This is a genomic window from Microbacterium shaanxiense (assembly GCF_054779995.1).
In genome coordinates this window covers 812,158-839,100 of record NZ_BAAGXE010000001.1, presented here as the reverse complement: position 1 = coordinate 839,100, position 26,943 = coordinate 812,158, and the positions used below count along the sequence as shown (strand labels likewise).

29 protein-coding genes and 1 tRNA gene are annotated in these 26,943 nt (G+C 67.4%); 13 read left to right on the top strand and 17 right to left on the bottom strand.

Features of this window, described 5'->3' with window-relative positions; genetic code table 11:
• Window positions 1-8 precede the first annotated feature (8 nt).
• The 4 genes from ACYVG2_RS03920 to ACYVG2_RS03905 all read left to right on the top strand — a co-directional run bounded on the left by ACYVG2_RS03920 (window position 9) and on the right by ACYVG2_RS03905 (window position 4,279).
• A complete protein-coding gene (locus ACYVG2_RS03920) occupies window positions 9-1,094 on the top strand; it encodes a GNAT family N-acetyltransferase (RefSeq protein WP_460779765.1) in 1,086 nt (361 codons plus the stop codon).
• On the top strand, window positions 1,091-2,167 hold the full coding sequence (locus ACYVG2_RS03915) for a GNAT family N-acetyltransferase (protein ID WP_460779764.1): 1,077 nt from the start codon (window positions 1,091-1,093) through the stop codon (window positions 2,165-2,167). The genes ACYVG2_RS03920 and ACYVG2_RS03915 overlap by 4 nt, the downstream gene beginning before the upstream one ends.
• Before the next feature lie 100 nt (window positions 2,168-2,267).
• The gene (locus tag ACYVG2_RS03910) at window positions 2,268-2,963 is read left to right on the top strand and encodes an ABC transporter ATP-binding protein (RefSeq protein WP_460779763.1); all 696 of its coding nucleotides are present in this window, start codon (window positions 2,268-2,270) and stop codon (window positions 2,961-2,963) included.
• Window positions 2,960-4,279 (top strand): permease, encoded by a 1,320-nt coding sequence (locus ACYVG2_RS03905; RefSeq protein WP_460779762.1) that lies wholly within the window; start codon window positions 2,960-2,962, stop codon window positions 4,277-4,279. Before ACYVG2_RS03910 ends, ACYVG2_RS03905 begins: the two co-directional genes overlap by 4 nt.
• A 12-nt stretch (window positions 4,280-4,291) precedes the next feature.
• Here the strand turns inward: ACYVG2_RS03905 and ACYVG2_RS03900 are convergent, their stop codons facing one another.
• The gene (locus tag ACYVG2_RS03900; protein ID WP_460779761.1) at window positions 4,292-4,906 is read right to left on the bottom strand and encodes an HAD family hydrolase; all 615 of its coding nucleotides are present in this window, start codon (window positions 4,904-4,906) and stop codon (window positions 4,292-4,294) included.
• An 80-nt stretch (window positions 4,907-4,986) separates the two neighbouring features.
• On the opposite strand from ACYVG2_RS03900, the gene ACYVG2_RS03895 reads away from it, so the two are divergent.
• Complete coding sequence (locus ACYVG2_RS03895; protein ID WP_460779760.1) at window positions 4,987-5,832, top strand: tyrosine-protein phosphatase; 846 nt, start codon at window positions 4,987-4,989, stop codon at window positions 5,830-5,832.
• Here ACYVG2_RS03895 and mutM read toward each other — a convergent pair.
• From mutM to ACYVG2_RS03865, 6 genes are all read right to left on the bottom strand, one after another.
• On the bottom strand, window positions 5,783-6,646 hold the full coding sequence (gene mutM / locus ACYVG2_RS03890) for a bifunctional DNA-formamidopyrimidine glycosylase/DNA-(apurinic or apyrimidinic site) lyase (RefSeq protein WP_460779759.1): 864 nt from the start codon (window positions 6,644-6,646) through the stop codon (window positions 5,783-5,785). The two genes, ACYVG2_RS03895 and mutM, sit on opposite strands and share 50 nt — an antisense overlap.
• Window positions 6,639-7,331, bottom strand: coding sequence for a ribonuclease III (gene rnc, locus ACYVG2_RS03885; RefSeq protein WP_448965440.1), 693 nt, complete (start codon window positions 7,329-7,331; stop codon window positions 6,639-6,641). Before rnc ends, mutM begins: the two co-directional genes overlap by 8 nt.
• Window positions 7,332-7,348: 17 nt before the next feature.
• Window positions 7,349-7,558 (bottom strand): 50S ribosomal protein L32, encoded by a 210-nt coding sequence (rpmF, locus tag ACYVG2_RS03880; protein ID WP_033104540.1) that lies wholly within the window; start codon window positions 7,556-7,558, stop codon window positions 7,349-7,351.
• A 2-nt stretch (window positions 7,559-7,560) separates the two neighbouring features.
• On the bottom strand, window positions 7,561-8,058 hold the full coding sequence (locus tag ACYVG2_RS03875) for a YceD family protein (protein ID WP_448966142.1): 498 nt from the start codon (window positions 8,056-8,058) through the stop codon (window positions 7,561-7,563).
• A gap of 108 nt (window positions 8,059-8,166) precedes the next feature.
• Window positions 8,167-8,664, bottom strand: coding sequence for a pantetheine-phosphate adenylyltransferase (gene coaD, locus ACYVG2_RS03870; RefSeq protein WP_448965439.1), 498 nt, complete (start codon window positions 8,662-8,664; stop codon window positions 8,167-8,169).
• Window positions 8,665-8,691: 27 nt separating this feature from the next.
• Entirely contained in the window at window positions 8,692-10,872 is a 2,181-nt protein-coding gene (locus ACYVG2_RS03865) for an ATP-dependent DNA helicase RecG (protein WP_460779758.1), read from the bottom strand.
• A gap of 44 nt (window positions 10,873-10,916) precedes the next feature.
• Between ACYVG2_RS03865 and rsmD the strand changes: the two genes are divergently transcribed.
• The gene (gene rsmD, locus ACYVG2_RS03860) at window positions 10,917-11,495 is read left to right on the top strand and encodes a 16S rRNA (guanine(966)-N(2))-methyltransferase RsmD (RefSeq protein WP_460779757.1); all 579 of its coding nucleotides are present in this window, start codon (window positions 10,917-10,919) and stop codon (window positions 11,493-11,495) included.
• Here the strand turns inward: rsmD and thiL are convergent.
• Window positions 11,465-12,460 carry a thiamine-phosphate kinase gene (gene thiL / locus ACYVG2_RS03855; protein WP_460779756.1) on the bottom strand — a complete coding sequence of 332 codons (996 nt, stop codon included), beginning with the start codon at window positions 12,458-12,460 and terminating at the stop codon, window positions 11,465-11,467. The two genes, rsmD and thiL, sit on opposite strands and share 31 nt — an antisense overlap.
• Window positions 12,461-12,483: 23 nt before the next feature.
• Here thiL and ACYVG2_RS03850 point away from each other — a divergent pair, with 23 nt between their 5' ends.
• On the top strand, window positions 12,484-13,002 hold the full coding sequence (locus ACYVG2_RS03850) for a DUF3515 family protein (RefSeq protein WP_460779755.1): 519 nt from the start codon (window positions 12,484-12,486) through the stop codon (window positions 13,000-13,002).
• A 3-nt stretch (window positions 13,003-13,005) separates the two neighbouring features.
• Here ACYVG2_RS03850 and ACYVG2_RS03845 read toward each other — a convergent pair whose 3' ends face one another.
• From ACYVG2_RS03845 to ACYVG2_RS03815, 7 genes are all read right to left on the bottom strand, one after another.
• The gene (locus ACYVG2_RS03845; protein ID WP_460779753.1) at window positions 13,006-14,094 is read right to left on the bottom strand and encodes a D-alanine--D-alanine ligase family protein; all 1,089 of its coding nucleotides are present in this window, start codon (window positions 14,092-14,094) and stop codon (window positions 13,006-13,008) included.
• Window positions 14,000-15,133: an NAD(P)H-dependent glycerol-3-phosphate dehydrogenase gene (locus ACYVG2_RS03840; protein WP_460779752.1), complete on the bottom strand. Its 1,134-nt coding sequence runs from the start codon at window positions 15,131-15,133 to the stop codon at window positions 14,000-14,002. Before ACYVG2_RS03840 ends, ACYVG2_RS03845 begins: the two co-directional genes overlap by 95 nt.
• Window positions 15,123-15,878, bottom strand: a complete 756-nt coding sequence (locus tag ACYVG2_RS03835) for a lysophospholipid acyltransferase family protein (RefSeq protein ID WP_460779751.1) — start codon at window positions 15,876-15,878, stop codon at window positions 15,123-15,125. The genes ACYVG2_RS03840 and ACYVG2_RS03835 overlap by 11 nt, the downstream gene beginning before the upstream one ends.
• A 5-nt stretch (window positions 15,879-15,883) precedes the next feature.
• Window positions 15,884-17,251, bottom strand: coding sequence for a UDP-N-acetylglucosamine 1-carboxyvinyltransferase (gene murA, locus ACYVG2_RS03830; protein ID WP_460779749.1), 1,368 nt, complete (start codon window positions 17,249-17,251; stop codon window positions 15,884-15,886).
• Between the two features lie 79 nt (window positions 17,252-17,330).
• The gene (gene leuD / locus ACYVG2_RS03825; RefSeq protein WP_460779748.1) at window positions 17,331-17,927 is read right to left on the bottom strand and encodes a 3-isopropylmalate dehydratase small subunit; all 597 of its coding nucleotides are present in this window, start codon (window positions 17,925-17,927) and stop codon (window positions 17,331-17,333) included.
• Between the two features lie 2 nt (window positions 17,928-17,929).
• Window positions 17,930-19,387 carry a 3-isopropylmalate dehydratase large subunit gene (gene leuC, locus ACYVG2_RS03820; protein WP_460779747.1) on the bottom strand — a complete coding sequence of 486 codons (1,458 nt, stop codon included), beginning with the start codon at window positions 19,385-19,387 and terminating at the stop codon, window positions 17,930-17,932.
• Between the two features lie 174 nt (window positions 19,388-19,561).
• Window positions 19,562-20,551, bottom strand: a complete 990-nt coding sequence (locus tag ACYVG2_RS03815; RefSeq protein WP_460779746.1) for a TerC/Alx family metal homeostasis membrane protein — start codon at window positions 20,549-20,551, stop codon at window positions 19,562-19,564.
• Between the two features lie 182 nt (window positions 20,552-20,733).
• Between ACYVG2_RS03815 and ACYVG2_RS03810 the strand changes: the two genes are divergently transcribed.
• The 5 genes from ACYVG2_RS03810 (at window position 20,734) to ACYVG2_RS03790 (ending at window position 24,949) form a co-directional block, all read left to right on the top strand.
• Entirely contained in the window at window positions 20,734-21,387 is a 654-nt protein-coding gene (locus tag ACYVG2_RS03810; RefSeq protein WP_460779745.1) for a TIGR00645 family protein, read from the top strand.
• 79 nt (window positions 21,388-21,466) lie between these two features.
• Window positions 21,467-22,045: an RNA polymerase sigma factor gene (locus ACYVG2_RS03805; RefSeq protein WP_460779744.1), complete on the top strand. Its 579-nt coding sequence runs from the start codon at window positions 21,467-21,469 to the stop codon at window positions 22,043-22,045.
• The gene (locus tag ACYVG2_RS03800; RefSeq protein ID WP_460779743.1) at window positions 22,042-23,106 is read left to right on the top strand and encodes a DUF4349 domain-containing protein; all 1,065 of its coding nucleotides are present in this window, start codon (window positions 22,042-22,044) and stop codon (window positions 23,104-23,106) included. The genes ACYVG2_RS03805 and ACYVG2_RS03800 overlap by 4 nt, the downstream gene beginning before the upstream one ends.
• A 59-nt stretch (window positions 23,107-23,165) precedes the next feature.
• Window positions 23,166-23,720 carry a helix-turn-helix domain-containing protein gene (locus ACYVG2_RS03795; protein WP_460779741.1) on the top strand — a complete coding sequence of 185 codons (555 nt, stop codon included), beginning with the start codon at window positions 23,166-23,168 and terminating at the stop codon, window positions 23,718-23,720.
• Window positions 23,717-24,949 carry an MFS transporter gene (locus tag ACYVG2_RS03790; RefSeq protein WP_460779740.1) on the top strand — a complete coding sequence of 411 codons (1,233 nt, stop codon included), beginning with the start codon at window positions 23,717-23,719 and terminating at the stop codon, window positions 24,947-24,949. Before ACYVG2_RS03795 ends, ACYVG2_RS03790 begins: the two co-directional genes overlap by 4 nt.
• Before the next feature lie 8 nt (window positions 24,950-24,957).
• Here the strand turns inward: ACYVG2_RS03790 and ACYVG2_RS03785 are convergent, their stop codons facing one another.
• Window positions 24,958-25,545, bottom strand: coding sequence for a TetR/AcrR family transcriptional regulator (locus ACYVG2_RS03785; protein WP_460779739.1), 588 nt, complete (start codon window positions 25,543-25,545; stop codon window positions 24,958-24,960).
• A 116-nt stretch (window positions 25,546-25,661) separates the two neighbouring features.
• Between ACYVG2_RS03785 and ACYVG2_RS03780 the strand changes: the two genes are divergently transcribed.
• Window positions 25,662-26,681, top strand: a complete 1,020-nt coding sequence (locus ACYVG2_RS03780; protein WP_460779738.1) for an aldo/keto reductase — start codon at window positions 25,662-25,664, stop codon at window positions 26,679-26,681.
• Between the two features lie 65 nt (window positions 26,682-26,746).
• On the opposite strand, the gene ACYVG2_RS03775 is transcribed toward ACYVG2_RS03780, so the two are convergent.
• Window positions 26,747-26,819: transfer RNA gene (locus ACYVG2_RS03775), tRNA-Glu, on the bottom strand.
• Between the last annotated feature and the right edge of the window lie 124 nt (window positions 26,820-26,943).

Genomic DNA, 26,943 nt, shown 5'->3' with positions numbered 1-26,943 from the left:
CGACGAGCATGAACATCCGACTGACAGACTCCGCGACGCTGCATCCGCTCGTGCTTCCCGCACGGGCGGATGCCGCCACGTCGCGCTTCATCGAGTACGCGCAGGTGCGCAATCGCTCGATCCGAGATGTCACCGGTCGCGACGACGATGACATGACCCTCCACGAGCTGCTCCCCGTACTGCGCACCAGCGCGGACACGACCAAGCAGCAGTGGTTCATCACCGTCGACGACGAGATGGTCGGCGTCGCACCGTTGACCATCCTGAACGACGACGGCGGGAAGACGGCGATCCTGGTCGTCAGCCTGCTCCGCTCGTTCTGGGGGCGCGGGCTCGCCACCGCCGCGCTGCCGCATCTGGAAGCGGCGGCCAGTGCTGCCGGCGTCCGCCGGTTGCTGACATGGGTGGAGCACCCGACCTCGGACGAGCCGCTCCTTCGGTCTCCCACCGGCTTCGGCGAGATACCGAAGGATCACGCCGCGCGATTCCTGCTCCGCCACGGGTATTCGTTGGAGCAGGTCGCACGGGTGAGCACGCTGACATGGTCGGATGCCCTCGTCCGGCGCATCCGCAACCTGCGAGCGAGCGCGGAGCAGACGGCGACCGGCTATCGAATCGTCCAATGGACGCTTCCGACGCCCCGTGAGCATGTCGCCGGTTACGCGTGGATGAAAGAGCACATGTCGACGGACGTGCCGGATGCGGAGCTCGGCATGCCTGCGGAGAAATGGGACGCCGACCGCATCGCGCGCCATGACGACCGATACATCCAGCGCGGCACGACCGTGCTCGTGACCGCAGCGCAGCACGTCGCCACCGGGGAGCTGTGCGCCTACAACGAGCTCTCGATCGGGAACGATCCCGCTGGAGTCACCAATCAGGAGGACACCCTCGTGCTGGGGTCGCACCGCGGACATCGGCTCGGAATGCTCGTCAAGACGGCAGGACTTCTCACCTGGCACGAGCAGCATCCCGAATCGTCGTACGCGATCACCTACAACGCGGAGGAGAACCGGCCCATGCTCGACATCAACGAGGCGATCGGGTTCATTCCGATCGCCTACGAGGGCGCTTGGAAGAAGGAACTGACATGAGCGGACTCGTCATCACCGATCTCGTCGTGCCCGAGCGTCTCGACGCACCGGAGGCCGCCGACTTCCGCGCGATGGTGGAGATCGGGAATCGGCAGGCGGAACTGGATGCCGGGATCGACGACCTCGCGGAGACGGCCGAGGAACTCCTTCCATTGTGGCGGGATCAGACCGATCGGCATCAGCACGGGTACATCGCCCGGAGGGACGACGAGATCGTCGGTGCCGCGTACTTCTCCACCGCCAACGACGAGAACGCGAACTCCGCGGAGATCGGTGTGATGGTGATCCCACCGCATTGGGGATCCGGAGTGGAACAGGCACTGCTGGAGCGCGTGGAGCGCGCGGCGCGTGAAGGCGGACGCACGAACGTGCAGTCCTGGACGCTTCATCCAGCCGCCACGAGCGAGCGGATGCTGACACCCGCCACAGGCTGGGGACGTGTCTCCGCGACCGCTCTCAGTGATCTGCTCGCCGCGAACGGATACGTGCTGGAGCAGGTCGAGCGCAACAGCGTCCTCCCCCTGGGCGCGCCGTCCGATCGGGTCGAGGAGACCCTGCGCGAAGCATCCGCGTTCGCCGGCCCGGACTACCGGATCGTCTCCTGGACGCTGCCGACGCCGGAGCATCTGCGAGCGGGGTACGCCGACGTGATCTCGAGAATGGCGACCGACGTGCCCAGCGGCGACCTCGACATCGACGAGGAGATCTGGGACGCCGATCGCGTGGTGCGCCGCGACCGGAAGTTCGCCGAGGGAGGGCGGCTGCTCTCCGTGGCCGCTGTCGAGCACGTGCCCAGCGGACGGCTGGTGGCGTTCAACGAGCTGGTGATCGGCGCCGACCGCACCGGTGTCACTCATCAGTTCGGCACGCTCGTCGTCAAGGAGCACCGTGGAAAGCGTCTCGGAACGATCGTGAAATGCGCGAATCTGCTGCGCTGGCACGAGATCGCCCCTGATTCGCCGAAGATCTCGACCTTCAACGCCGAGGAGAACCGCCCGATGCTCGACATCAACGAGGCCATCGGATTCGTCCCGGCCTCGTACGCGGCCGCCTGGCAGAAGAAGCTCGGCTGAGCGACGGCGGGAGAAGATCATCCTTCGGGTGTATCTTCTCCCCGCCCGTTTCCGCCTGCAGACCGACGATATGCCGAATGCCGACGACGAGGCTGGACGTATGAACACTCCCGTCCTCCATGCGCAGTCGCTGACCAAGACCTTCGGCACCACCACCGCCCTCGCGGGCGTCGATCTCACGGTCGCCCGCGGTGAATCCGTGGCGATCATGGGTGCGTCCGGCTCCGGCAAGACGACCCTCCTGCACGTGCTCGCCGGTATCACCGCGCCCGATGCCGGCCGTGTGACCTACGCCCCCGCCTCCGGCGCTGTCGTCGATGTCACGGGAGGCAGTGAGCGTGAACGCTCCCGGCTGCGTCGGGAGTCGTTCGGCTTCGTGTTCCAGCAGGGGCTGCTGATCCCTGAACTCACGGCCATCGAGAACATCTCCCTCGCGCTCATGATCAACGGCACGCCCCGCCATGCCGCGATGGAGCACGCAGCGGGATGGATGGCGTCGCTCGGGCTCGGCGGGATGGAGGAGCGCCGCATCGGGGAGCTCTCCGGCGGGCAGGCGCAGCGAGTGGCCATCGCCCGCGCGCAGGTCACCGGCGCGGAACTGGTGTTCGCGGATGAGCCGACCGGCGCGCTGGACTCCCAGACATCGACGGACGTGATGAACGCGCTGCTATGGTCGACGACCGGTCAGGGGCGGACGCTGCTGGTGGTCACCCACGACAGCGAGGTCGCCGCCAGGTGCTCACGGACCGTGCGCGTGCGCGACGGCCACATCGTCGACGCGGCGGTGTCCGCATGAACGCCCAGGTACTCGCGCTCCTGCTGCGGCCGGCACCGGGACAGGGCGCCGTGCTCGCGCTGCCCGCGACCGCGTTCGCGATGGTGACGGCGCTCGTGCTGACCGTGGTGGGCGGCGCGCAGAAGTTCTGGAGCTGGACCGATCCGGATGCCGGGCTCTATCAGGCGCTCGCAGCGATCGCGCTCGTCCTGCTCGTCGTGCCCCTCGCCACGTTGGGCGGCGCCGCCGCTCGGCTGTCGGCTCGCAGACGCGACGAGAGACTGTCGACGCTCCGTCTGCTGGGTGTGTCTCCTGCGGGAGTCACCGGCGCGACCGTGCTCGAGTCGACGGCTGTCGCCACCGCGGGCTCGCTCATCGGTGTTCTCGGACACCTCGCAGTGGTTCCCCTGATCGGGCTCATCCCGTTCCGGGGCGAGCCGCTCGGCGCGGAATCCATCCTGCTCGCGCCGCTCGGCGTCGTGGCGGTCATCGCGGTCGTGGTCCTCCTGGCGGGTGTCAGCGCCGTCGTCGGTCTGCGCCAGGTCGTCATCTCGCCCTTGGGGGTGCGCATGCGCACCTCGGTGCCGCGCGTGCACTGGGTCCGCGCCCTGCTGGCGGTGCTGGTCATCGGGTTCGCGTTCGTGTTCGTGCAGGTCTTCCCTGGCACTGCGGGGATCGTCATCACGATCACCGTGCTCGCCGGGATGTTCGCCGTGGCGCTCGCGGTGCTGAACCTCATCGGTCCGTGGGCGCTGAAGGTCCACGCGAAGCAGGGTCTGCGCCGCGCCGAGAAGCCGGAGCGGCTGCTGTCGGCACGGCTGGTGCTGGAGTCGCCGAAGGCTGCGTGGCGTCAGGTGAGCGGTATCGCGATGACGAGCTTCATGGCAGTGTTCGCCGGCACGGGAGTCGCGTTCATGAGCACGATGAGTGCGACGGAATCCGCGGAGAATCTCGCGCTCGCCGCAGACATCCGCACCGGACTCATCATCACCCTCGTCGGGTCGTTCCTGATCGTCGCCGTCTCGATCGGCGTGAACCAGGCGTCCAGCATCCTCGACCAGCGTGAGCTGCATCGCAGTCTGCACTTCCTGGGAGTTCAGATGACGACGGTCGACGCGGCGCGGACGCGAGCTGTCATGTCCCCGCTCCTCTTCACGGCCCTCGGTTCCGCGCTGTGCGCCGCCGTCCTGGTGTTCCCGCTCGTCGGCATCACGGTGATCACCGCACCGCTGTCGCTGCTGACGATCGCCGCGGTGGTCGCCTTGGGCATCGCACTGGTCTGGTTCGGTGTGCGCGTGACACGGCCGCTGCTCGGCACGGCGTTCCAGCCGGCCTGATGACGCAGGGGTTCATTCCGGGAGGAACCGCTCGATCGCCTCGATCGTCGTCGTGTTGGTCTCGTGCAGGAGGGCATCGACGCCGAGAGCCAGCGCGGCGTCGATGTTCGCAGCGTTGTCGTCTATGAACAGCACTCGGTCGGCCGTCGTGCCCATCCGCTCGAGCGCGAGCTCGAACGCACCGGCATGCGGCTTGAGCACACCCTGCTCGTGGCTGTAGCAGATGGGGTCGAAGATCTCAGAGAGACCGAAACGGCGCTCCTCCTCCTCGCGGGCACCGTCTCCCGAGTTGGAGAGGATCGCCAGACCGCAGCGGCCGCGCAGAGACCGGGCATGATCGAGCAGCTCAGAGTTCTCCTCACCGCAGTACGCGTCCCACAACTCCGCGCGCATCGCCTCGATCGCGTCGTCGCCGAGGTTCAGAGCCTCTGCGACGCCGCGCCAGTACTGCGCCGCGACACCTGTGCTCACCGTGGTGTCCGGCAGATCGGCTGCATCGAGCCTCTCGTCGTACTCCTCCGGCAGCAGCCCCGCCCTTGCGGCCCATCTCAGGCGCAGTTCCGCGGGCCAGGCATGGTCGTCGACCTGCTCGATGACGCCGCCGATGTCGTAGAGGATCCACTTCATCCGTTCACGCTACCCGGATCCAGGACCGGGTCAGGACACCCGTCATCGTTAGGATGATGTCGATTCCGGGAAAGGACCCCATGACCTCCGCCGTACGCATTCCGATCACTTTCAACGCACGTGGACTCGGGGGTCTTCCGACAGAGGACGGCGCGGTCACAGCCCCGGTCCTCTACCGCTCCGATTCGCTCTCGGCGCTCACCGAGCAGGGCCTGCTTCAGCTCGCCGAGCTCGGGATCGGGACGGTCGTCGACCTGCGCACCGACGGTGAGCGTCAGCGTGCCGCGGACATCTTGCCGGCGGATGGGAGCGTTCGGCTTCTGGCGCTCTCCATCCAGGGCGGAGCGATGGACGAGATGGTGCAGAAGCTCCTGCCATCCGACGCCGGCGCTGCGGCGCTCACCGACGCGCAGATCACCGAGATCGTGGACCAGGTGCCGACGCTCGACGACCTCTACCTCGCCATCTTGGCCAGCAGCCCCGCGCAGTTCGCAGTCCTCGCCAGAGCGGTGATCGACGCGACAGGATCGGATCGTCCGGCGGTTCTCTTCCACTGCACGGCCGGCAAGGACCGCACGGGGCTCGCCGCGGCGCTGCTGCTCGCGGTGGCCGGGGTGCCGAGGTCGGAGATCGTCGCGGACTACGTGCAGACGGAGGCGAACCTCGCCGGACCGTTCGCGCAGCAGCTGACCGCGCTCATCACCGCGATCGGGATCCCGCTCACTCCGCGACTCGAGACGCTCGCCACGCGATCGCCGGAGAGCGCGATCACCGCCGCATTGGACTGGATCGCGCGCGAACACGGCACGGCGATCGACTACCTCATGTCGGGCGGACTCACGGCCGCCGAGGCCGAGCGGCTGCGCGGCGCTCTCGTCAGCGCCGACGCTGGCAGCGCGGGCAGTAGTGGCTCGAACGATTCATGAACGCCTCGCGCACGATCTCGCCGCCGCAGCGAGGACATGGCTGCCCGCCTCGCCCATAGGCGTTGAGCGAGTGGGCGAAGTATCCGGCCTGACCGTTGACGTTGACGTACTGGGCGTCGAAGCTCGTCCCGCCCTCGGCCAATGCCTTCTCGAGCACCAGACGCACCTCCGAGAGGAGCCTGCGCACGGCCTGCGCCGAAAGCACGCGTCCGAGGGCTTCCGGATGGATGCGGGCGGCCCACAGAGCCTCGTCCGCATAGATGTTGCCCACACCGCTGATGAGCGTCTGATCGAGCAGGATGCGTTTGATCGCGCTGGAGCGCCGACGCACTGCCGTGATGAAGGCGTCGTCGTCGAAGTGCGGGTCGAGCGGGTCTCTGGCGATGTGGCGCACCTGCGACGGGATCATCGTGTCACCGTCGGCGACGAGCGCGTCGACCGCGAGCGATCCGAAGGTGCGCTGATCGGCGAACACGACGGCGAGCTCGCCGTGGCGGGGGTGCTGGATACCGAGCCGGATCCGCTCGTGGCGCTCGGGCAGCGCATCCGGAGCACGCAGCAGCAGCTGCCCGCTCATTCCGAGGTGCGCGGTCAAGGCTGCGGTACCGCCGATGAGCGGCAACCAGAGGAACTTCCCTCTGCGCGACGCACTTTCGACGGTCGCGCCCTCGAGCCGGGCGACGAAATCGGCTGCCCCCGCCGGATGCCGGGTGAGGGCGCGCTCATCGAGCACGGCGGCGTTGACGATCGTCGCGCCGATCACGGCCGGTGCGAGGCCGGCACGAACGACCTCGACTTCTGGGAGCTCAGGCACTCTCGCTGAGGAAGCGCCAGGCGCTGAGCGCGGCCGCCATCTCGGCGGTCTTCTTGCTGGTGCCGTCGCCGGTCATGCTCACCTCGCCCACCTGCACTGTCGCCGTGAATCGACGATCGTGATCCGGTCCGCTGGAGGTCACGGAATAGCTCGGCGGCGTCGCACCGAGGCGTGCGGCGAGCTCCTGCAGGCTCGTCTTGGGGTCCATCGCCGCACCGTACCGCTCGGGGTCGGCGAGCAACGGCCTCGTCAGCCGCAGCACGAGCTCTGTCGCGGCTTCCGGGCCGGCGGAGAGGTACGTGGCGCCGAAGACCGCTTCCATGGTGTCGGCGAGGATCGAATCCTTGTCGCGTCCACCGGTCTGCTCTTCACCGCGGCCGAGGAGGAGGTGCTCCCCCAGGCCGATGCCACGCGCCACCTCTGCGAGGGCGACAGTGGAGACCACACTCGCTCGCCGCTTGGCGAGCTGTCCCTCATCCAGGTTCGGATGGGTCGTGAAGAGCATCACCGTCACGGCCTGTCCGAGCACCGAGTCGCCGAGGAACTCGAGGCGCTCGTTGTGCGGGATGGCCCCGTGTTCGTAGGCGTAGGAGCGATGGGTCAGCGCCAACGCAAGCAGCTCAGGGTCGATATCGACCCTGAGCTTCTCGGCGAGAGGTGCCGTCCCCCCTGGGACCTCTGTCACGATCGCGAGACCGTGGTTCAGACGTCGGCGACCTTGCGGCCCTTGTACTCCATGAACAGCTCGGTGCCCTGCGAGTCGGTGACGACCTTCGCCTGGTGCGGACGGCTGTAGACGGTCTTGCCGTTCTCGACGGTCTTGACGAGCGCGATGGGCGCTGCCTTCCACTGCGCGCGACGCGAGCGGGTGTTCGAACGGGATACCTTGCGCTTCGGGGGGTTACCGGCCATGGCTAACTCTCTTCTGTGTTCTCGGGACCGCGGCTGTCTGCCGCACTCCCCTGGTCTGTGATCTGTCGGAGCGCACTCCACCGAGGATCGATGGGAGCGTCTGTCTCCACCCCGGCGCTTTCGGTCAGCCGCTCTCCCGTTATCGGGTCGAGCCCCGGGCAATCCGGCTGACACACCGGCTGAAATGGAAGCGACAATACGGCCGCTTCCCTGACAAGAGTTTCAAGATCCACGTGGTCGTCTTGAACCTCGAAGTCAGTTTCTTCATCACCAGGATACGCGAAAAGCTCCTGGAACTCGACTTCGACAGGCTCGGAGATGTCTTTCAGGCATCTTCCGCAGACGCCCTTGTACTCGGCATCCACCGTTCCCGAGGCGAGAATGCCCTCGTGGACCGACTCGAGACGCACCTCGATGTCGACCTCGGAGCCGGCTTCGTACGAGACGATGCCCTCGCCCCACTGCTCCTTGAGGGCGACCGAGAACTGGTGCTCCCGCATCTCGCCGGGGTGACGGACGATGTCGCGTACGGGCACCACGAATGGGCCGTTGAGTCGGGTCTTCACGTCCTCAATGCTACCCGCGGATGCTGAGAATGGGGCCGGGCGTCAGAGCCCGCGCGCGCCGGTGTCGAGGAACGCGGCTACCGCGCGGGGCACGAACGGCGTGATGTCGCCGCCCAGACCGGCGACCTGACGCACGAGCGAACTCGAGACCATCGCGTGCGAGGGGTCCGGCAGCAGGAACACCGTCTCGATGTCGGCGAGGTGCCGGTTCACGATCGCCATCGGCGACTCGTAGGCGACGTCGATCTGGGAGCGGATGCCCTTCACGAGCACTCCCGCTCCGACGTCACGGGCGTAGTCGACGAGGAGACCCATGCTCCAGGATCCGATGACGATCTCGCCGCCCATGCCGTCTTCCGAGATCGACTGCTCCAGCAGCGAGAGCCGCTGCGCGATCGGCAGCATCGCCTCTTTACCGGGATTGTGCACCACCAGCACATGCAGCTCGTCGTACAGCTTCGCGGCCCGACGGATCACATCCAGGTGCCCGAGGGTGGGCGGATCGAAGGAACCAGGTACGACGGCGATCCGGCTGCTCATGCCTCCAGCCTATGACACGGAACGATCTCAGTTCTTCGCGAGAGCGGCTCTGTCGTCTTCTGTGACGCGACGCGCGATGACCTCGCGAAGACCCGCGTGCGCAGCGAGCTGCGGGTCGGCATCGAGGATCCCCTCGGCGAGCTCGCGCGCACGCGCGATCAGCTTCGAATCCTTCACGACGCGCAGCAGCTTCAGGGAGGACCGCACACCGGATTGCGTCGAACCCAGCACATCGCCCTCGCCCCGCAGCTCCAGGTCGACCTCAGCGAGGGCGAAGCCGTCGAGGGTCGCGGCCACTGCCTCGACGCGTTCGCGAGCCAACGACCCCTCCTCCGCCTCCGTGACGAGCAGGCACAGCCCCGGCACATCGCCTCGTCCGACGCGCCCGCGCAGCTGGTGCAGCTGCGAGACCCCGAACCGGTCGGCGTCGAGCACGATCATCGTGGAGGCATTGGGCACATCGACGCCCACCTCGATCACGGTCGTCGCGATCAGCAGGTCGATCTCGCCGCGGGCGAACGACTGCATCACGGCGTCCTTGGTCTCCGACGGCATCTTCCCGTGCAGCACGGCGCGTCTGAGTCTCCCGACGGTCGGATGCGTCTCCAGCGCGGCATCCAGCTGCACCACGCCCCACCGCGGCCCGGTGGAGCCCTCCTCCGTAGGGACGAGCGCCGCCTGATCTTCCTCGCCTGCGGCCTTCTTCGTCGTGTCGATCGCCGCGCACACCGCGAACACCTGGCGCTTCAGCGCGATCTCCTCGGCCGCCCTGTCCCATACGCGGCGGAACCAGTCCGGATGCTCCGCCAGCGGAGCGACGAACGACTCGATCCCGGCCCGCCCCGCCGGCATGGTGCGGATGACGGATGTGTCGAGGTCGCCGAACACCGTCATCGCGACGGTGCGGGGAATCGGGGTCGCCGTGAGCACGAGCGCGTGCGGACTGGACCCCTTGGCGCGGAGCGCCTCTCGTTGCTCGACGCCGAAGCGGTGCTGCTCATCGACGACGACGAGGCCGAGATCGGCGAAGGTGGTCTTGTCCCCCAGCAGGGCGTGCGTGCCGACCACGATGAGCGCCTGACCTGCGGCGACCCTCAGCGCGGCCTTGCGCCGCGCTGGTGTCGACATCTGCCCGGTGAGCAGGGTGGGCATGAGCAGAGACGCCAGGTCGGGCCCGAGCATCTTCGTGATCGATCGCAGATGCTGGGACGCGAGCACCTCGGTCGGTGCGATGAGGGCGGCCTGTCCACCGGATTCCGCGACCTGGAGCATGGCGCGAAGGGCGACGAGGGTCTTTCCGGAGCCGACCTCGCCCTGCACGAGTCGGTTCATCGGCCAGGCGCCGGTGAGATCGGTCGCGATCTGCGCACCGACCGTCTGCTGATCGGCGGTGAGCGTGTACGGCAGCATCGCGTCGAAACGCTCGAGCAGTCCGCCCGGCTTCGCCGCACGCGGTGTGGCGTTCAGGGCGCGCACCGCGGCACGCTGCTGCAGCAGAGCGGTCTGCAGCACGAGCGCCTCGTGCATGCGAAGAGTGCGAACGGCGGGATCGACGTCGTTCTTCGCCTGTGGACGATGAAGCTGCATCAGAGCGGTACGCGCGTCGAGCAGCCCCTCCCTGATGCGGATCTCCTCGGGAAGCGGATCCGGTACGTCCCCGACGTCGGGGATCACCCGCTCGACGAGCTCTCGGAACTGCTGACTGGAGACGGCGGATGTCGCCGGGTAGATCGGGATCGGGCGGTGCGCGCGGTCGTCGGCGCGGGCCTGAGCGCTCTCCTCGTCGTCGAAGAGCTCGACCTGCGGATGGGCGAACTGCGTCGTCTCGTTGTACATGCCGACCTTGCCCGAGAACACGCCGCGTCGACCAGGGCGCATCTCGTTCGCGCGCCACTGCGCCTGCTGGATGTTCTTCGCGAAGAACGTCAGCGACACCCGGCCGTGCTCGTCGCCGATGATCACATCGGTCATCGCGCCGTTGCGATTGCGCATCGCACGCGCGGATGAGGAGAGCACTTCGGCGACGATCGTGACCGTCTCCCCGACCGGCAGATCACGGATGGGGGTGAGCTCGGCCGGATCCGCATAGCGGCGCGGGTAATGCCCCAGCATCTCCCCGACCGTCGTCATACCGAACGCCCGCTCGACCTTCTTCGCCGAAGCCGGGCCGATCGCCTCGGCGAGACTCGTGTCGAGGGAGAAGACCATGTCTGAAGTCTAGAGAACGCCGCTGACAGCCATAGGCTGTTCGGGTGACGAGGATCATCGCCGGACTGGCGCGCGGGCTGCGCCTGGACGTCCCGGGCAGCGGAACGCGTCCGACGAGCGATCGCGTGCGCGAGTCGCTCTTCGGGGCGCTCGAGTCGATGGGCGTGATCGACGACGCCCGAGTCCTGGATCTGTACGCCGGTTCAGGCGCACTCGGACTCGAGGCACTCAGCCGTGGGGCCGCCGACCTCGATCTCGTGGAGCGATCGCGTCCGGCCGCCGCCGTGGTGCGTCGCAACGTCGCCACGATCGCCCGCGCGCTCGGCGACACCACCGCTCGTGTGCACGAGAGCGCGGTGCTCGCCTTCCTGAGACGCGCGACCGGCCCGTACGACCTCGTCTTCACCGACCCTCCGTACGACCTGGACGACCAGTCGATGGACGCCGATCTGATCGCGCTGGCGCCGCTGCTCTCCGCCGACGCCGTCGTCGTGATCGAACGCGCACGCAGGGCGACACCACCCGATGTCGGCGCGGCCGGGCTCGAGGTGTTCCGTGAGAAGTCCTACGGCGACACCGCCGTCTGGTGGGCTCAGCCGGCAGCCGAATCCCAGTCGCGGTAGGGGTCCCAACCGCCCGACGGCACAGGTGCGCCGTCGCACAGCACGCCGTCCGCGCCCCGCTCGAGCACCGTGCCGATGATCCGGAACCCCGGCGGGAGGACGTCAGCGGGGAACGTGGCGAGCAAGGCATGATCCTCGCCGCCGGCGAGTGCGCATTCCGGGTTCTCGCCCAGTGCCGCGCGCGACAGGTCCAGCGTGACCTCTGAGGCCTTCGCGAGTCGCCCCGCATCCAGCGCGAGTCCGTCGGAGATGTCCATCATTGCCGTCGCACCCGCGACGGACGCCATGACGCCGAGCCCGATCGGCGGAGCGGGGCGCAGCTGCGCCGCCACGGCGGCGCGTTCTCCGCTCTGCAGACGCGCGGAGTCGATCGCGACGGGTGTGTCACCGTCGCGGAACCGGCCGAACAGCACAGCGAGTCCGTGCGCGGCGTGGCCGAGCTCGCCTGCGACGGCGACGACATCGCCTGGGCGCGCCCCCGCCCTGGTGACGGCGTCGCGTCCTTCCAGATCGCCGAGTGCCGTGACCGCGATCATCAGCACGTCGGACACCGTCAGATCTCCGCCCACGACGGCGCAGCCGGGAGCCAGCGCCTCACAGGCGTCGCGGAACCCGTCGGCGAGCCGCTCGACGAACGACAGCCGAAGATCACGCGGCACGGCCAGTGCGACGAGCAGGGCGGTGGGTCGAGCGCCCATGGCCGCGATGTCGGCGAGGTTCACCGCCGCGGCCTTCCACCCGAGGTCGTAGCCGCTCGACCATGCGAGGCGGAAGTCAGGGCCGTGCACGAGCGTGTCGGTGGTGGCCACGACCGACCCCGACGGCGCGGCGATCACGGCGGCATCGTCACCGGGCCCGAGGATGGTGTGCGACGCGGGAGCGGTGCGGGCGAGGATGGCCTGCAGGACAGTGCCTTCCGACACGTCTGCCAGGCGCGGGTCATCGTCGGCTGAACGGTGGGGCATGGTGTCAAAGGTAGCCTGGAATCATGTCGCATCGTCTTGCCCTCACCGCTGCCGTCCTGCTCGGAACGGCACTGCTCGGCGGATGCTCGACGACCGTGCACCTCGAACCCGCCGACGACGCGAACAACCCCGTTTGCGCCGAGGTCACCGTCGGATTGCAGAATGTCGCGAGCATCGCCGACATGGACCGCCGGTGGACGGACGCCCAGTCGACCGGCGCGTGGGGCGTCGCCGGCGAGCCCTCTGCGATCATCCTCCGCTGCGGCGTCGAGGTCCCCGCCCCGACGAGCGAACTGCAGTGCGTGACCCTCGAAGGCGTCGACTGGCTGGTGGACGCCTCGGAGACTCCCTACCTGCGGTTGACGACCTACGGTCGCGACCCTGCCGTGCAGCTGTACATCGACACGGGGTCGGTGAGCTCGAACGACGTGATCAGCACCCGCACCCTGGTCGGTGCGATCACGACGATCCCTGCCGACGGCAGATGCACCGCACCGGATGAGCTCGACGAAGACGCCCAGGAGCTGCTGGATCTGGGCTGAGGCTCAGCGCTGCAGGCCGATCTCGACGAGCTCGGTGATGAGGTCGCTGTAGCTCAGACCCGATGCCACCCAGCACTTCGGGAACATCGAGATCGGGGTGAAGCCCGGCATCGTGTTGAGCTCGTTGACGACGAGTGAGCCGTCGGGGGTCACGAAGAAGTCGACGCGCGCCAGACCTCTGCCGTCGACCGCCTCGAACGCACGAAGCGCGGCCTCGCGCAGCCGCTCGATCAGGTCGTCGTCGACATCGGCCGGGCACACGATGTCGACGCCTTCGCCACCGAGGTACTTGCCCTCGAAGTCGTAGAAGCTGCGGGAGGTGAGCACGACTTCACCGGGAAGCGACGCACGGGCGGGGCCGCCGTCACGACCGGCGAGCACCCCGACCTCGATCTCACGGCCGTCGATCTTCGATTCGACGAGCACTTTCTCGTCCTCGGCGAAGGCGATGCGCATCGCCTCATCGAGCCCTTCGCCCTCGTCCACCCGCGACACGCCGACGCTCGAACCGGCGCTCGCCGGCTTGACGAAGACGACGGGTCCCAGAGCGTCGATCTCACGGCGCAGCCGGGCAGGATCGGCCTCCCACTGCGATCGGCGCACCGTGAGGCCCGGCGACACGGCGATGCCGGCGGACGACAGAGCGAGCTTCGTGAAGTGCTTGTCGAGGCAGATCGCGGAGTCGAGGATCCCGCATCCGGCGTATGGCACGTCGAGCACGTCGAAGAACCCCTGGATCGCACCGTCCTCTCCGTGCAGCCCGTGCAGCAGAGGCAGCACGACGTCGATCTCACCGTGGCTCACGACGTCGCCGCCGGGACCGGTGACACGGAGCGTGCGGTCGCCGCCGGGCTCGGGCCAGAGCACGCGCGTCCCGTTGTCGGCGACCTCGGGAAGGTGCGCGGCATCCAGCGCGAACTTGTCCGGACGATCCTCTTCGAGAACGAACGCGCCGTCACGTGTGATCCCGACCGGGATCACGTCGTAGCGCTCGCGATCAATCGCGCGCAGCACTCCGCCCGCCGTCGCGGAACTGATGGAATGCTCGCTGGAACGCCCGCCGAAGAGCACCACCACCGTCTGCTTGTCCATGATTGCTTCTCTCCTCCTGGGGAGTGTCGTCGTCCGTCGTCAGGTGCGGCGCGATGTCACGGGGGTTCATCGTCCCGTCCAGCACCATCTTCACCTGCTCGACGATGGGCATGTGCACATCGGATTCGCGAGCCAGCTGCAGGATCGGCGCCACCGAGGCGAGCCCCTCCGCGGTCTGGTTCATCTGTTTCACGACGTCCTGATAGCTGTACCCCTGGCCCAGCAGCCGCCCGGCCGTGTTGTTGCGGCTGAGCGGCGACTGGCAGGTGGCGATCAGATCGCCGAGCCCGGCGAGTCCCTGCAGGGTCTCGGACTGGGCGCCGTTCGCGACCGCGAAATCGGTCATCTCGACCAGGCCGCGGGTGATGATCGAGGCCTTCGTGTTCTCGCCGTAGCCGACACCGTCGACGATGCCGATCGCGACGGCGATGAGGTTCTTCAGTACTCCACCGAACTCCGTGCCGATCACGTCCGTGTTCACGAAGGTCCTGAAGTACGAGTTCCTGGCAGCGCGCGCCACGATCTCCGCCGTCTCCTGGCTGCGGGAGGCGATCACTGCGGCCGTCGGCTGCTCCCGCGCGATCTCCAGGGCGAGGTTGGGGCCGGACGCCACTGCGATGTGCAGAGGATCGCAGCGCAGTTCCTGCTCGATCACCTGGCTCATACGCAGACCGCTGGACCGCTCGACGCCCTTCATCAGTGAGATGATGGGCAGCTCGCGATCCGAGAGCAGCGGCCGCAGTGCCTTGAGGTTCTCACGCAGCGACTGACTCGGGACTGAGAGGTACACCTGGTCCGCGCCGTCGAGTGCGGTCGACAGTTCGTGAGTCGCCGTGATCGAGCGGGGCAGATTGATGCCGGGGAGGTACTTCGAGTTGCGCTTGCCCTCGGCGATCTCGAGGGCCTGCTCCGGCCTGCGGGCCCACATCGTCACCTGGGCGCCGCCGTCGGCGAGGATCTTGCCGAACGTGGTGCCCCAGCTGCCGGAACCGATGACGGTGACACGCGGCCCCGTCGGAGCGGGAATCTTACGAGTCAAGGCGTCCGGTCTCCTTCTGCCCGTGGTCGGACGGGTTCCAGCGCTTCGCAGGCGGGTTATCCTCGCGCAGTTCGGCGAGCAGAGCGGTGATCGCGTTCATCAGTCGGTCGGTCGCCTCATTCAGCGCCGCCTGCTCGCCCGCACGACCGGTCAGATCGGAGATGTCGACGGGGTCGCCGATGAGCACGCGTACGCGCTTTCGCGGCGGCCAGAGGCTCACACCCTTCTGATAGCGGCCCATGATGTTCTGTGTTCCCCACTGCGCCATGGGGATCAGGGGGATGCCACCGGCGAGGGCGAGTCTCACGGCGCCGGACTTGCCGCGCATCGGCCACAGTTCCGGGTCACGTGTGAGCGTGCCTTCCGGATAGACGATGACGCCTCGTTCGTTCTCCACGAGCGCGCGCGACTGCGCGATCGTCTGCTTCGCCGCCGCCGCCGAGGTCGCCCTCGCGACCGGCACCATCCCGGTCTTGCTCAACAGCCACCCCAGCACCGGAACCCGGAACAGGCTCTCCTTCGCCATGAACCGCGGAGCGCGACCGAGGCGCCAGACGGCGACGGCCACGATGAGCGGATCGAACTCCGAGTAGTGGTTCGGGGCCAGCACGAACGCGCCGGTGGCCGGAAGCTTCTCCCTGCCGCGGATCTCGATCCGCGCCAGATAGCCGACCGCCGGGACGACGATCGCCGCGAGCGGCCAGAACAGACTCGGGCGGGACTTCTCGGGTGACCGGGAGCCCATGGCTGTCACCGGACGACGTCGAAGTCGGCGCCGAGGGCGTCGAGCTTCGCGAGGAACTTCTCGTAGCCGCGGCTGAGGATGTCGACTCCGGACACCTGCGACTCGCCCTCCGCCGTGAGCGCAGCGATCACGTGGCTGTAGCCACCGCGCAGGTCCGGCACGACGATGTCCGCCGCGTGCAGCGGCGTCGATCCGGTGATGACCGCGGCCTGCTCGAGCTCGCGTCGCGGGACACGGCGAGGACCGTCCTGAAGGCCGTGCGGGTGCACGACGATGTCGGCGCCCATCTTGACCAGTGCGTCGGTGAAGCCCATCCGGTTCTCGTACACGGTCTCGTGCACGACGGAGCGGCCCTTCGCCTGGGTGAGGGCGACGACCAGCGGCTGCTGCCAGTCGGTCATGAACCCGGGGTGCACGTCGGTCTCCACGACGACCGGCTGCAGCTCGCCCGCGCGGCGGAAGAGGATGCCGTCCTCCTTCACGTCGAACCAGCCCCCCGCCTTGCGGAACACGTTGAGGAAGGTCAGCATCTCCTGCTGCTTCGCTCCGCCGACGAAGATCTCGCCGTCGGTCGCGAGCGCGGCCGAAGCCCAGGACGCCGCCTCGTTGCGATCGAAGATCGAGCGGTGGTCGTAGCCTCGCAGCTTCTCCACGCCCTCGATGAGGATCACACGGTTCGGCTCGTACGAGATGATCGCGCCCATCTTCTGCAGCACCGCGATGAGATCCATGATCTCCGGCTCGATGGCGGCGTTGCGCAGCTCGGTGGTCCCCTCCGCGCGCACGGCGGTCAACAGCACCTGCTCGGTCGCGCCCACGCTCGGGTAAGGGAGGTGGATGTTCGCGCCGTGCAGGCGGCCGCCCTGGGTCGACAGCCGGATGCCGCTGGGGAGCTTCTCCACGACGGCGCCGAACTTGCGGAGCGCGTCGAGGTGGAAGTCGATCGGGCGGTCGCCGATGCGGCAGCCGCCGAGGTCGGGGATGAACGCCTGACCGAGACGATGCAGGAGCGGACCGCAGAACAGGATCGGGATGCGAGATGCACCGGCGTGCGCGTCGATCTCCTCCATGTGAGCGGATTCCACGTCGCTCGGGTCGAGGACCAGCGAGCCGACCTCGTCGCCTTCGCTCACGCGTACGCCGTGCACTTCGAGCAGCGAGCGCACCACGGCGACATCGCTGATCCCCGGCACATCGCGCAGGATGCTGGTGTCCTCGCCGAGCAGGGACGCGACCATCGCCTTCGTGGCGAGGTTCTTCGCCCCCTTCACATCGACCCGGCCGCGCAGCGGCCTTCCGCCTCGGATAGCCAGCACGTCTCCGGTCAAAGCAGGAACTCCCTCTGGAAGGTCAGCGCGCACGGTTGTCGTCATTCGAGGAGCCTCACTTCATGGTCATGATCGCGGCGTCTGCCGCTGGAGCGGATGCTCCAGGCTCACGATGTGCTCGGTGTCAACGGACAGGGAGCGTACGTGGCCGCCACGACTCGCGGCGGGCCTCGAACTGCGCGATCTTGTCTTCGTTGCGCAGCGTGAGCCCGATGTCATCGAGCCCTTCAAGGAGCCGCCATCTAGTGTAATCGTCGATCTCGATAGCGGCTCGGAGATCGCCGATAGCGGCGGTGCGCGCCTCGAGGTCGACTGTGATCTCGGCCCCGGGGTTCGCGTCGATCTCCGTCCAGACGGCGTCGAGATCCGCTTCGGAGATGGTCGCAGCGAGCAGGCCCTGCTTGCCCGAGTTCCCGCGGAAGATGTCGCCGAATCGCGTGCTCAGCACGACCTTGAAGCCGAAGTCGCGCAGCGCCCAGACCGCGTGCTCACGACTGGATCCCGTGCCGAAGTCCGGTCCGGCCACGAGCACGGAGGCGCCCTGGAACGCCGGCTGGTTCAAGACGAATTCCGGGTCCTGGCGCCAGGCGTGGAAGAGCGCGTCCTCGAACCCGGTCTTCGTCACGCGCTTGAGGAACACCGCGGGGATGATCTGGTCGGTGTCGACGTTCGAGCGCTTCAGAGGAGCGGCGATCCCGGTATGGGTGATGAACTTCTCCATGGTCAGGCTCCAACCAGCTCGTGGGCGGTTTCCAGGTCGCTCGGGCTCGACAGCGTGCCGCGCACGGCGGTCGCCGCGGCGACCAGCGGTGAGACCAGGTGCGTGCGGCCCCCCTTGCCCTGGCGGCCCTCGAAGTTGCGGTTCGACGTGGATGCGCAGCGCTCGCCCGGGGCCAGCTGATCAGGGTTCATGCCCAGGCACATCGAGCAGCCGGCGAAACGCCACTCCGCACCGAAGTCCTTCACGATCTGGTCGATGCCCTCCGCCTCGGCCTCGAGCCGCACCCGTGCGGATCCGGGGACGACCATGACGCGCACGCCGTCGGCCTTCTTGCGCCCCTTGATCACGGATGCGAACGCCCGCAGATCCTCGATGCGGCTGTTCGTGCACGATCCCATGAAGACGGCATCGACCGGCACGTCTTTGAGCGGAGTCCCGGGAATCAGGTCCATGTACTGCAGGGCGCGTTCGGCTGCCACGCGTTCGTTGGGGTCAGCGATGTCGGCGGGGTCCGGCACGGAGGAGGAGAGCGAACTGCCCTGCCCAGGATTGGTGCCCCAGGTCACGAACGGCTCGAGTTCGTTCGCATCGATCAGGACCTCCGCGTCGAAGGAAGCGCCCTCGTCGGTGGGCAGCGTGCGCCAGTACGCGACGGCGTCGTCCCAGTCCTGCCCCTGCGGAGCATGCGGCTTGTCCTTGACGTAGGCGAAGGTCGTCTCATCGGGGGCGACCATGCCCGCGCGCGCGCCGGCCTCGATCGACATGTTGCAGATTGTCATGCGCCCCTCCATGGAGAGGGCGCGGATGGCGCTTCCGCGGAACTCGAGCACGTAGCCCTGCCCGCCGCCGGTGCCGATCTTCGCGATCACCGCGAGGATGATGTCCTTCGCGCTCACGCCGGGCTTGAGGTCTCCCTCGACCGTGATCGCCATGGTCTTGAACGGCTTGAGCGGCAGCGTCTGCGTCGCCATGACGTGCTCGACCTCGCTGGTGCCGATGCCGAAGGCCATCGCACCGAACGCGCCGTGCGTCGAGGTGTGCGAGTCGCCGCACACCACGGTGACGCCGGGCATGGTGAGTCCGAGCTGCGGCCCGACCACGTGCACGATGCCCTGCTCCGCGTCGCCGAGCGAGTGGATGCGCACGCCGAACTCCTCGGCGTTGCGGCGCAGCGTTTCGATCTGCGTGCGGCTGGTGAGATCGGCGATCGGCTTGTCGATCTCGAGGGTCGGAGTGTTGTGATCCTCGGTGGCGATCGTCAGATCGACCCTCCGCAGCGGACGGCCCTCCGTGCGCAGTCCGTCGAAGGCCTGCGGGCTCGTCACCTCGTGCACCAGGTGCAGGTCGATGTAGATCAGATCCGGTTCGCCGTTCTCGCCCTTCACGACGAGATGGTCGTCCCAGACCTTCTCGGCGAGCGTGCGCGGACGCGACGCCGCGATGGGAGCAGCTGAGGTCATGTCGTAATCTCCAGAAGTCGGTGGTCGGCCACACTGGACTCCGCGACGAGAAGGCCTAGATCGAGGTCTCGTCGCGGCCACTAAGGAGAAGGAACACCCGCCGCATGCCGGTCAGTTTACACCGCGGCGACGGGTGCTCCGCGCGCCGGCGTCATGCGATGACGCCGGCGCTGCTCACTCGCTCAGGGCCGCACGCTTCTCACGCGACGACGAGATCAGGCTCGCGATGGTCGCGACCGCCATCGAGGCGAAGATGACACCGAGCGACACCCAGTTGTTGATGTCGGGTGCCCACTCGATCGGATGACCGCCGTTGATGAACGGTAGCTCGTTCTCGTGCATCGCGTGAAGGATGAGCTTGATGCCGATGAAGCCGAGGATGAACGCGACGCCGTAGTGCAGGTATTTGAGCTTCTCGAGAAGGTCGCCGAGCAGGAAGTAGAGCTGGCGCAGTCCCATCAGGGCGAACAGGTTCGCCGTGAAGACGATGAACGGGTCCTGGGTGACGCCGAAGATCGCGGGGATCGAGTCGACCGCGAACATGAGGTCGGTCACACCGAGCGACACGAACACGATCAGCATCGGCGTCCAGATCTTCTTGCCGTTCACGACGGTGCGGATCTTCGATCCGTCGTAGTCGTCGCTGATGTCGATTCCGCGACGCAGCATCCGGATGATGAAGTTCTCGGTCTGCTCGTCCTCCTCGTGCTTGTCCGGCATCGCCTGGCGGATGGCGGTGAAGACGAGGAAGGCACCGAACAAGTAGAAGATCGGGCTGAGGTGCTCGACGGCGGCGCCGACGATCAGGATGAAGACCGCACGCAGCACGAGGGCGATGATGATCCCCACCATCAGCGCCTCCTGCTGATAGCGGCGCGGAACGGAGAACTGCGTCATGATCAGCACGAACACGAACAGGTTGTCGATCGAGAGGCTGTACTCCATCGCCCATCCGGTGAGGAAGTCCAGAGATGTCTTCGCGTCGCCGATGAAGAACAGCACTGCGGCGAAGATCAGCGCGAGGGTCACGTAGAAGGCGACCCAGAGGCTGGATTCCCTCGTCGAGGGGATGTGCGGACGCTTCAGGATGAGAAGCAGATCGGCGATGAGGATGACGGTCAGGACCACCAGGGAGGTGATCTCGAACCAGACAGGGATGTTCAAGGGTGCTCAGCACCTTTCGGGAGGGTCGGGAAAAGATCGAAAGTCTCTCCCCCGCACTCAGTGCGCCACGCGCCCGGAGCAGCAATGTCGGTGCTCGTGATGACGATCGCGTGAAATTCGGGATACTCCCTCTCGCTGAATAGATGCTACCGGAGCTTTCGAGGCGTGGTGAAATAGTCGACGTGAATCCGCCATCCCCGTCAGAACTGACCGCGCCCGGCACCGCCCCGCTCGAGACCGCCCCCAGGAATCCCTGGGCGCGTTCGATCGGCTCCTTGATCTTCGTCAGCCGCTGGCTGCAGGCACCCCTCTACATCGGCCTCATCATCGCGCAGCTCGTCTACGTGGTCGTGTTCATGGTCGAGCTCTATCACCTCATCGTGGATGACGTGATCGGCGGCATCACCCACATCAACGAGGCGACGATCATGCTCAGCGTGCTCGGGCTCATCGACGTCGTGATGATCGCCAACCTGCTCATCATGGTGATCATCGGCGGGTACGAGACGTTCGTGTCGCGCATCAACACCGACGGGCACCCTGACCAGCCCGAATGGCTCTCCCACGTCAACGCGAACGTCCTGAAGGTGAAGCTCGCGATGGCGATCATCGGGATCTCGTCCATCCATCTGCTCAAGACGTTCATCGCCGTCGGGAACATGGATGCCGACGGCATCAGGTCGGACGAAGTCGACGGCCTGGGCAACTACACGCCGACCGGCGTGCTCTGGCAGGTCGTGATCCACATGGTGTTCATCGTCTCCGCGCTGGCTCTTGCATGGATCGACCGCATGTCGCAGCAGACACTGGCCGCGGCGCACGCGGACAAGCCCTGACCGACGAGATCCGTCACGGATCTGAGACGATTGGGCATCTCTTGACACTTCTCTGGTGAGAGACACCGAACGGAGCACGATGTCCGAGCCAGTCGAAGACGAACAGCGGTCCGAGGATCAGATCAGGGTGGCGCGCGCCGCGACGGGCGACGAGGGCGCCTTCCGGGCTCTGTATCGCACACACGTCCGCCCTGTCTACTGGATCGCCCACGGCATCCTCGGCTCAGTGGACGACGCCGAGGACGTGACGCAGGAGACCTTCGTGGTCGCGTGGCGCAAGCTTCCCGGCCTGCAGCTCGTCGGGGAATCCGCCCTGCCGTGGCTGGCGACGATATGCCGCTTCCAGGCGGCCAATCGCCTTCGTCAGCGCCGGCGTGATCACGCGCACACGACGGATGCGGTGGATGACGAGCTCGCCGACACCGTCAGCGTCGAGGAGCAGATCATCTCCGCAGCGCTGGCGGAGCGGATCACGACCGAGATCGGCACGCTGAGCCCACTCGATCAGGAGATCTTCCGGTTGTGCGCGAGCGAAGGCTACGCCTACCAGGCTGCGGCAGAGGAGCTCGGCGTCAGCCACGGAGTCGTTCGGAACCGTCTCTCACGGGTGCGCACGCAACTGCGGAGCGCTGTCGAGGAAGAAGTGAGAGACGCATGAACGATCAGACACCCACGGCCTCCGCGATGGAGCTGCCGGACCTCTCGCAGGAGAGCGTGGACCGCATCGAGAAGGCGGTCTTCGCCGAGATCGCGCACGAACGTTCCCCGAAACGAGCGCAGCGCGGCACGAAGAGCAGACGTCGAGGATGGCTGACAGCCGTCGGCGTCGCGGCCGCCTTCATCGCCGGAGTGCTCATCACTCCCCCGCTTCTGAACACCGTCGGGGTGTCGACGGCAGACGGTGGCGGAAGCGTCGTCGGTCTGGCCGATCGCTCGGGTGGCGACATGGCCGTCACGGAGAGCGTCGACGCAGTCACGTCGACCGTGGGCGGCGCCGAGGCCGACAGCGCCGAGCGGGAGATCATCGCGACAGCGCAGGCGACGGTGCGCGTTGAAGACATCCCCGCAGCGGTCGACGAGATCTCCTCCCTCGCAGAGGCACGAGGCGGGTACGTCGAGAGCACGGACGTGTCCGCCGAACCGATGACCTCGGAGGACGTGCGTCTGCCGGAACAGCCCGATGGCGGATACGGGTGGATCAGCATCCGCGTGCCCTCGGAAGATCTCACGTCGGTCATCGACGAACTCGGTGAGACCGGTGAAGTCGTCTCCTCCTCGCTGTCCAAGCAGGACGTCACCTCGACGGCCGTCGACCTGCGGGCACGGGTCGAAGCCACCCGCGCATCCGTCTCGCGGCTCACGGAGCTGATGGCGCAGTCCGGCAGTGTCTCCGAGCTCATCGAGGCGGAGGTCGCGTTGACCGATCGACAGGCGCAGCTCGAGTCGTACGAGCAGCAACTGGCCGCTCTCGAGGACCAGGTCGCCATGTCGTCGCTTCAGGTGCAGCTCACACCCGAGGACTCCGCAACCGCACCGGAGCCGGACGGGTTCGGCGCTGGACTCCTCGCGGGATGGAACGGGCTCATCGTCTCGCTGAACGCGCTCGTGATCACTGCGGGGTTCCTGCTCCCCTGGCTGGTGATCGCCGGCGTCGTCGTCACGGTGATCTGGTTGATCCGCCGCCGCCGCCGCACTCGCATCGAACGTCAGAATCCTTGATTTTCCGGGGTATACAAGAACTCTTGTCGAGATGAGCGCGCCCTCATAGCCTTGGTGGCGTGGAAGAGATCCAGGCCATCACCGCGATACACCATCCCGTGCGGAGAAGAATCGTCGACCACCTCGGGCTCTACGGCGCGAGCCAGGTCACCGCTCTGGCCCGAGCGCTGGACCAGCAGGTGGGCAGCATCAGTCATCACCTGCGCATGCTCGAACGCGCCGGCGTCGTCGAGCGCGCCGATGCTCCTGACGCGGACAGACGCACGAGCTGGTGGAAGCAGGCGCGCCGGAGCTTCACCTGGTCGGCCGATGACTTCGAGGACTCGCCCTCCGCCGCACTGCTCGCACGAGAAGCCGAGCGGACGAACATCTCCACGCAGCTGCGACGGCTGAAGCAGTGGCACAGCACCAAGTCGCAGAGACCCGATCCCGAGTGGTCCCGCGCCGCGTTCAGCACGGACACGATCGCCTGGGCGACGCCGGACGAGCTCGCCGTGCTGTCCGAGGCGCTGCGCGAGACGCTCGAATCCTGGCGCGCCGGCATAGACACCGAGGACGGCGCTGCGCGTCGCCCGGTCTTCGTGTTCGCGCACGGGTTCCCGACGACGCCATGAGCGCCGCAGAGCCGACGCTGCTCAGAGAGCCACCGCGCTTCTCCCGCGACGTCGCGGTCCACAGCTGGATCGCCGTCAAGGCTCTCTCGGATGCCGGTGATGCGATCTGGACGATCGCTCTCGCATGGACGGCGGTGCAGATCACCTCTCCGGCGGTCGCAGGAGTCATCGTCGCCGCCGGAACGATCCCCCGCGCCCTCATCCTGCTCTTCGGCGGCGCATTGGCCGACCGTGCGAAGGCCAGGACGGTCATGATCGTCTTCAACGCTCTACGGGTCGCCCTCCTGGTCGTCGTGGCGCTGTGGGTGCTCACCCATCCGCCGTCCGTGCTCGTGCTGCTGCTCGCCGCCGTCGCCTTCGGGATCTGCGACGCCTTCTACGAGCCCTCCGTGGCGACCATCGGCCGACAGCTGGTGCGCACCGCAGACCTGCCGTCGTACAGCGCGGTCATGCAGACTGCGACGAGGCTCGGCACGATGGGCGGCTCGGCGATCGGCGGCTTCCTCGTCGCGTATGCGGGACTCAGCGGGAGCGCGTCCCTGAACGCCTTGACGTTCTCTCTGGTGATCGCCTTCATCGCGATCGTCCTGCGTCCGCGGTTCGCGCTGGATCGGGTCGCTCCCGAATCCATGCTGCGCGGCATCCGGCGCGGATTCGCGCATCTGAGCAACGCCCCCACGACACGGACGCTGGTGATCGCCCTGTCAGGACTCAATCTCGCCGTGGGCCCGGCGGTCGGGATCGGGATAGCCCTGCGCGCGCACGACGAGGGATGGGGCGCGCCGGCCGTGGGTCTGTTCGAAGCGCTCATCGGCCTCGGCGCGGCTCTCGGCGCCATCTCGGTCGTCAGGTGGCGGCCCGCTCATGAGGCGCGCGGCGGATTCTGGGCGCTCGTGGTGCAGGGTGGCGGCATCGTCCTGATCGGTGTGGGCCCGCCGTGGACGGCGGCAGCCGGATGCTTCGTGATCGGCCTGACTGCCGGCTTCGCCTCTGTGCTGCTCAGCGCCACCTTCGCGGCGACGGTCGACACGGCGTACCTCGGGCGGATGAGCTCCATCACGAGGCTCGGCGACGACGTGCTGATGCCGCTGGCGATGGCTGCGTTCGGCGGGCTCGCATCCGCGACGGCGACCTGGGTGCCGTTCGTCGTCTTCGGGGGCGCACTCATGGTGATGATGGCCTTCCCCCTGCGCAATCGGCAGTTGCGGGAGTCGACGCTGCGCGCCTGAGAGCCGTCTCAGGGCTTCACGAGCAGACCGTCCAGCAGCACGTCGGTCATGCGGGTGCTCTGAATTCCCGCGGCCCCGGGGGGATCGTGCGCGAGTCGGCTCAGCGCATGGATGAGATCGTCAGCACTCACATCGGGGCGTATGCTGCCCGCTTCGGCACCGGCGTCGAGGATGTCCTGCACCTTCGGGGCCAGCGTCCCGACGAAGTAGCCGGGCAAGGGCTGATACGCGGGGTCTCCGGAATGCAACGCGCTCGCGAAACCGCGCTTGGTCGCGACGAACCTCGCGAAACTCGCGGTCCACATCCGAAGCGCCTCCGGCGGTGGATACTCGCCGAGGAGACGTTCTGCCTCAGCAGCAGTCGCGTCGACCTCGCGTCGGAACACGGCGATGATCAGGTCGGAGCGCTGGGGGTAGTTGCGATAGATCGTTCCCACACCGACGCCCGCACGCGCGGCGATGTCGCGCATCGGTGCGTCTACACCGACCTCGGCGAACATCGCCTTCGCCGCCTCGAGCACGGTCTCCGTGTTGCGCACCGCATCCGCCCGCTTGCGCCTCGGGACAGCGGCCTCCTGTGCCGGTGTAGTCATCATGATGGCCTCTCGCGTGACAAACGGAACATAGTTCCGTATAGTTGCGGACGAGCGTTCCGCTTATTCGAGTGTAACCGCTCGGCGCTCGCCACCATCGATCGTTTCAAGGAGAAATCATGCGCTACCGCCCACTCGGCCGCACCGGCATCCGCGTCTCGCCCTTCGCCCTCGGGGCGATGATGTTCAGTTCATTCGGCAACGGCGATCAGACCGAGGTCGACCGGATGGTCGCCCGTGCCCTCGACGCCGGCGTCAACTTCATCGACACGGCCGACGCCTACGGAGAATCCGAGGAGATGCTCGGCAAGGCACTGAAGGGGCGTAGGGACGATGTCGTGCTCGCGTCGAAGTTCGCCCGCCCGATCGGCGACGACCCCAACCACCAGGGCGGCTCGCGGCGCTGGATCACCACAGCCGTGGAGAACTCCCTCCGCCGACTGAACACGGATCATCTCGATCTCTACCAGATGCATCGCCCCGATCCGGAGACGGACATCGAAGAGACCCTGTCCGCCCTCACGGATCTGGTGCGAAGCGGCAAGGTGCGTGCGATCGGTTCGTCCGACATGCCCGCTTCCGACATGGTCGAAGCCCAATGGGTCGCCGAACGACGGGGGCTGGAACGCTTCCGCACCGAGCAGCCGCACTACTCGCTCCTGGATCGGTCGATCGAACGGGAGGTGCTCCCCGTCGCGCAGCGCTACGGCATGGGCACGGTGATCTGGAGCCCGCTAGCCAGCGGGATGCTGACCGGACGCGTCCGGCGCGGCCAGGACTCCGACCTGCGCCGCACCCGTCTGTTCGCGGCGCTTCGCGACGAACGCCGAATCGACGCCGTCGAGCAGTTCATCCCGCTCGCGGCGGACGCCGGACTCTCGCTCACGCACCTGGCGCTCGCCTTCGTGATCGCGCACCCCGGTGTGACGTCGGCACTCATCGGCCCGCGCACGATGGCGCAGCTCGACGATCTCCTCGCCGCTGCCGAGGTGCGACTCTCGGATGAGGTGCTCGATCGGATCGACGAGATCGTCGCCCCCGGTACCGGGGTGGGCCGGATGGATCAGGAGTACGACACCCCGGCGATCGTCTCCGCCGCCCTGCGTCGCAGGATCGAGCAGGACCGCTCCGCTTCGTAGCATCGGCGGATTCGTGCGGTAGACGAAGAAAACCCCCGGAGATCCGGGGGTTTTCTGGTGTTGTGTGACCCCAGCGGGATTCGAACCCGCGTTACCGCCGTGAGAGGGCAGCGTACTAGGCCGCTATACGATGGGGCCGTCTTGCCGGGCGTTTCCGCCCCGCGACAACCGTTCAAGTATGCCATGGGATTTGACCCTCCGCAAAATCGAGCCCGCCCGTGCGCAGATCCCGGGCGCGTCATCGTGCGATCGCCGTTTGCCG

Excerpts from the sequence above, each read along its gene's own strand:
- ACYVG2_RS03905 (WP_460779762.1), top strand. The coding sequence starts at position 2,960 with ATGAACGCCCAGGTACTCGCGCTCCTGCTGCGGCCGGCACCGGGACAG.
- ACYVG2_RS03895 (WP_460779760.1), top strand. The coding sequence starts at position 4,987 with ATGACCTCCGCCGTACGCATTCCGATCACTTTCAACGCACGTGGACTC.
- ACYVG2_RS03780 (WP_460779738.1), top strand. The coding sequence starts at position 25,662 with ATGCGCTACCGCCCACTCGGCCGCACCGGCATCCGCGTCTCGCCCTTC.
- coaD (WP_448965439.1), bottom strand. The coding sequence starts at position 8,664 with ATGAGCAGCCGGATCGCCGTCGTACCTGGTTCCTTCGATCCGCCCACC.
- ACYVG2_RS03800 (WP_460779743.1), top strand. The coding sequence starts at position 22,042 with ATGAACGATCAGACACCCACGGCCTCCGCGATGGAGCTGCCGGACCTC.
- leuD (WP_460779748.1), bottom strand. The coding sequence starts at position 17,927 with ATGGAGAAGTTCATCACCCATACCGGGATCGCCGCTCCTCTGAAGCGC.
- ACYVG2_RS03915 (WP_460779764.1), top strand. The coding sequence starts at position 1,091 with ATGAGCGGACTCGTCATCACCGATCTCGTCGTGCCCGAGCGTCTCGAC.
- ACYVG2_RS03785 (WP_460779739.1), bottom strand. The coding sequence starts at position 25,545 with ATGATGACTACACCGGCACAGGAGGCCGCTGTCCCGAGGCGCAAGCGG.
- murA (WP_460779749.1), bottom strand. The coding sequence starts at position 17,251 with ATGACGACAACCGTGCGCGCTGACCTTCCAGAGGGAGTTCCTGCTTTG.
- ACYVG2_RS03875 (WP_448966142.1), bottom strand. The coding sequence starts at position 8,058 with ATGCGGGAGCACCAGTTCTCGGTCGCCCTCAAGGAGCAGTGGGGCGAG.
- ACYVG2_RS03790 (WP_460779740.1), top strand. The coding sequence starts at position 23,717 with ATGAGCGCCGCAGAGCCGACGCTGCTCAGAGAGCCACCGCGCTTCTCC.
- ACYVG2_RS03920 (WP_460779765.1), top strand. The coding sequence starts at position 9 with ATGAACATCCGACTGACAGACTCCGCGACGCTGCATCCGCTCGTGCTT.
- ACYVG2_RS03845 (WP_460779753.1), bottom strand. The coding sequence starts at position 14,094 with ATGGACAAGCAGACGGTGGTGGTGCTCTTCGGCGGGCGTTCCAGCGAG.
- ACYVG2_RS03850 (WP_460779755.1), top strand. The coding sequence starts at position 12,484 with ATGTCGCATCGTCTTGCCCTCACCGCTGCCGTCCTGCTCGGAACGGCA.
- thiL (WP_460779756.1), bottom strand. The coding sequence starts at position 12,460 with ATGCCCCACCGTTCAGCCGACGATGACCCGCGCCTGGCAGACGTGTCG.
- ACYVG2_RS03865 (WP_460779758.1), bottom strand. The coding sequence starts at position 10,872 with ATGGTCTTCTCCCTCGACACGAGTCTCGCCGAGGCGATCGGCCCGGCT.
- rpmF (WP_033104540.1), bottom strand. The coding sequence starts at position 7,558 with ATGGCCGGTAACCCCCCGAAGCGCAAGGTATCCCGTTCGAACACCCGC.
- ACYVG2_RS03900 (WP_460779761.1), bottom strand. The coding sequence starts at position 4,906 with ATGAAGTGGATCCTCTACGACATCGGCGGCGTCATCGAGCAGGTCGAC.
- ACYVG2_RS03910 (WP_460779763.1), top strand. The coding sequence starts at position 2,268 with ATGAACACTCCCGTCCTCCATGCGCAGTCGCTGACCAAGACCTTCGGC.
- ACYVG2_RS03805 (WP_460779744.1), top strand. The coding sequence starts at position 21,467 with ATGTCCGAGCCAGTCGAAGACGAACAGCGGTCCGAGGATCAGATCAGG.
- ACYVG2_RS03835 (WP_460779751.1), bottom strand. The coding sequence starts at position 15,878 with ATGGGCTCCCGGTCACCCGAGAAGTCCCGCCCGAGTCTGTTCTGGCCG.
- leuC (WP_460779747.1), bottom strand. The coding sequence starts at position 19,387 with ATGACCTCAGCTGCTCCCATCGCGGCGTCGCGTCCGCGCACGCTCGCC.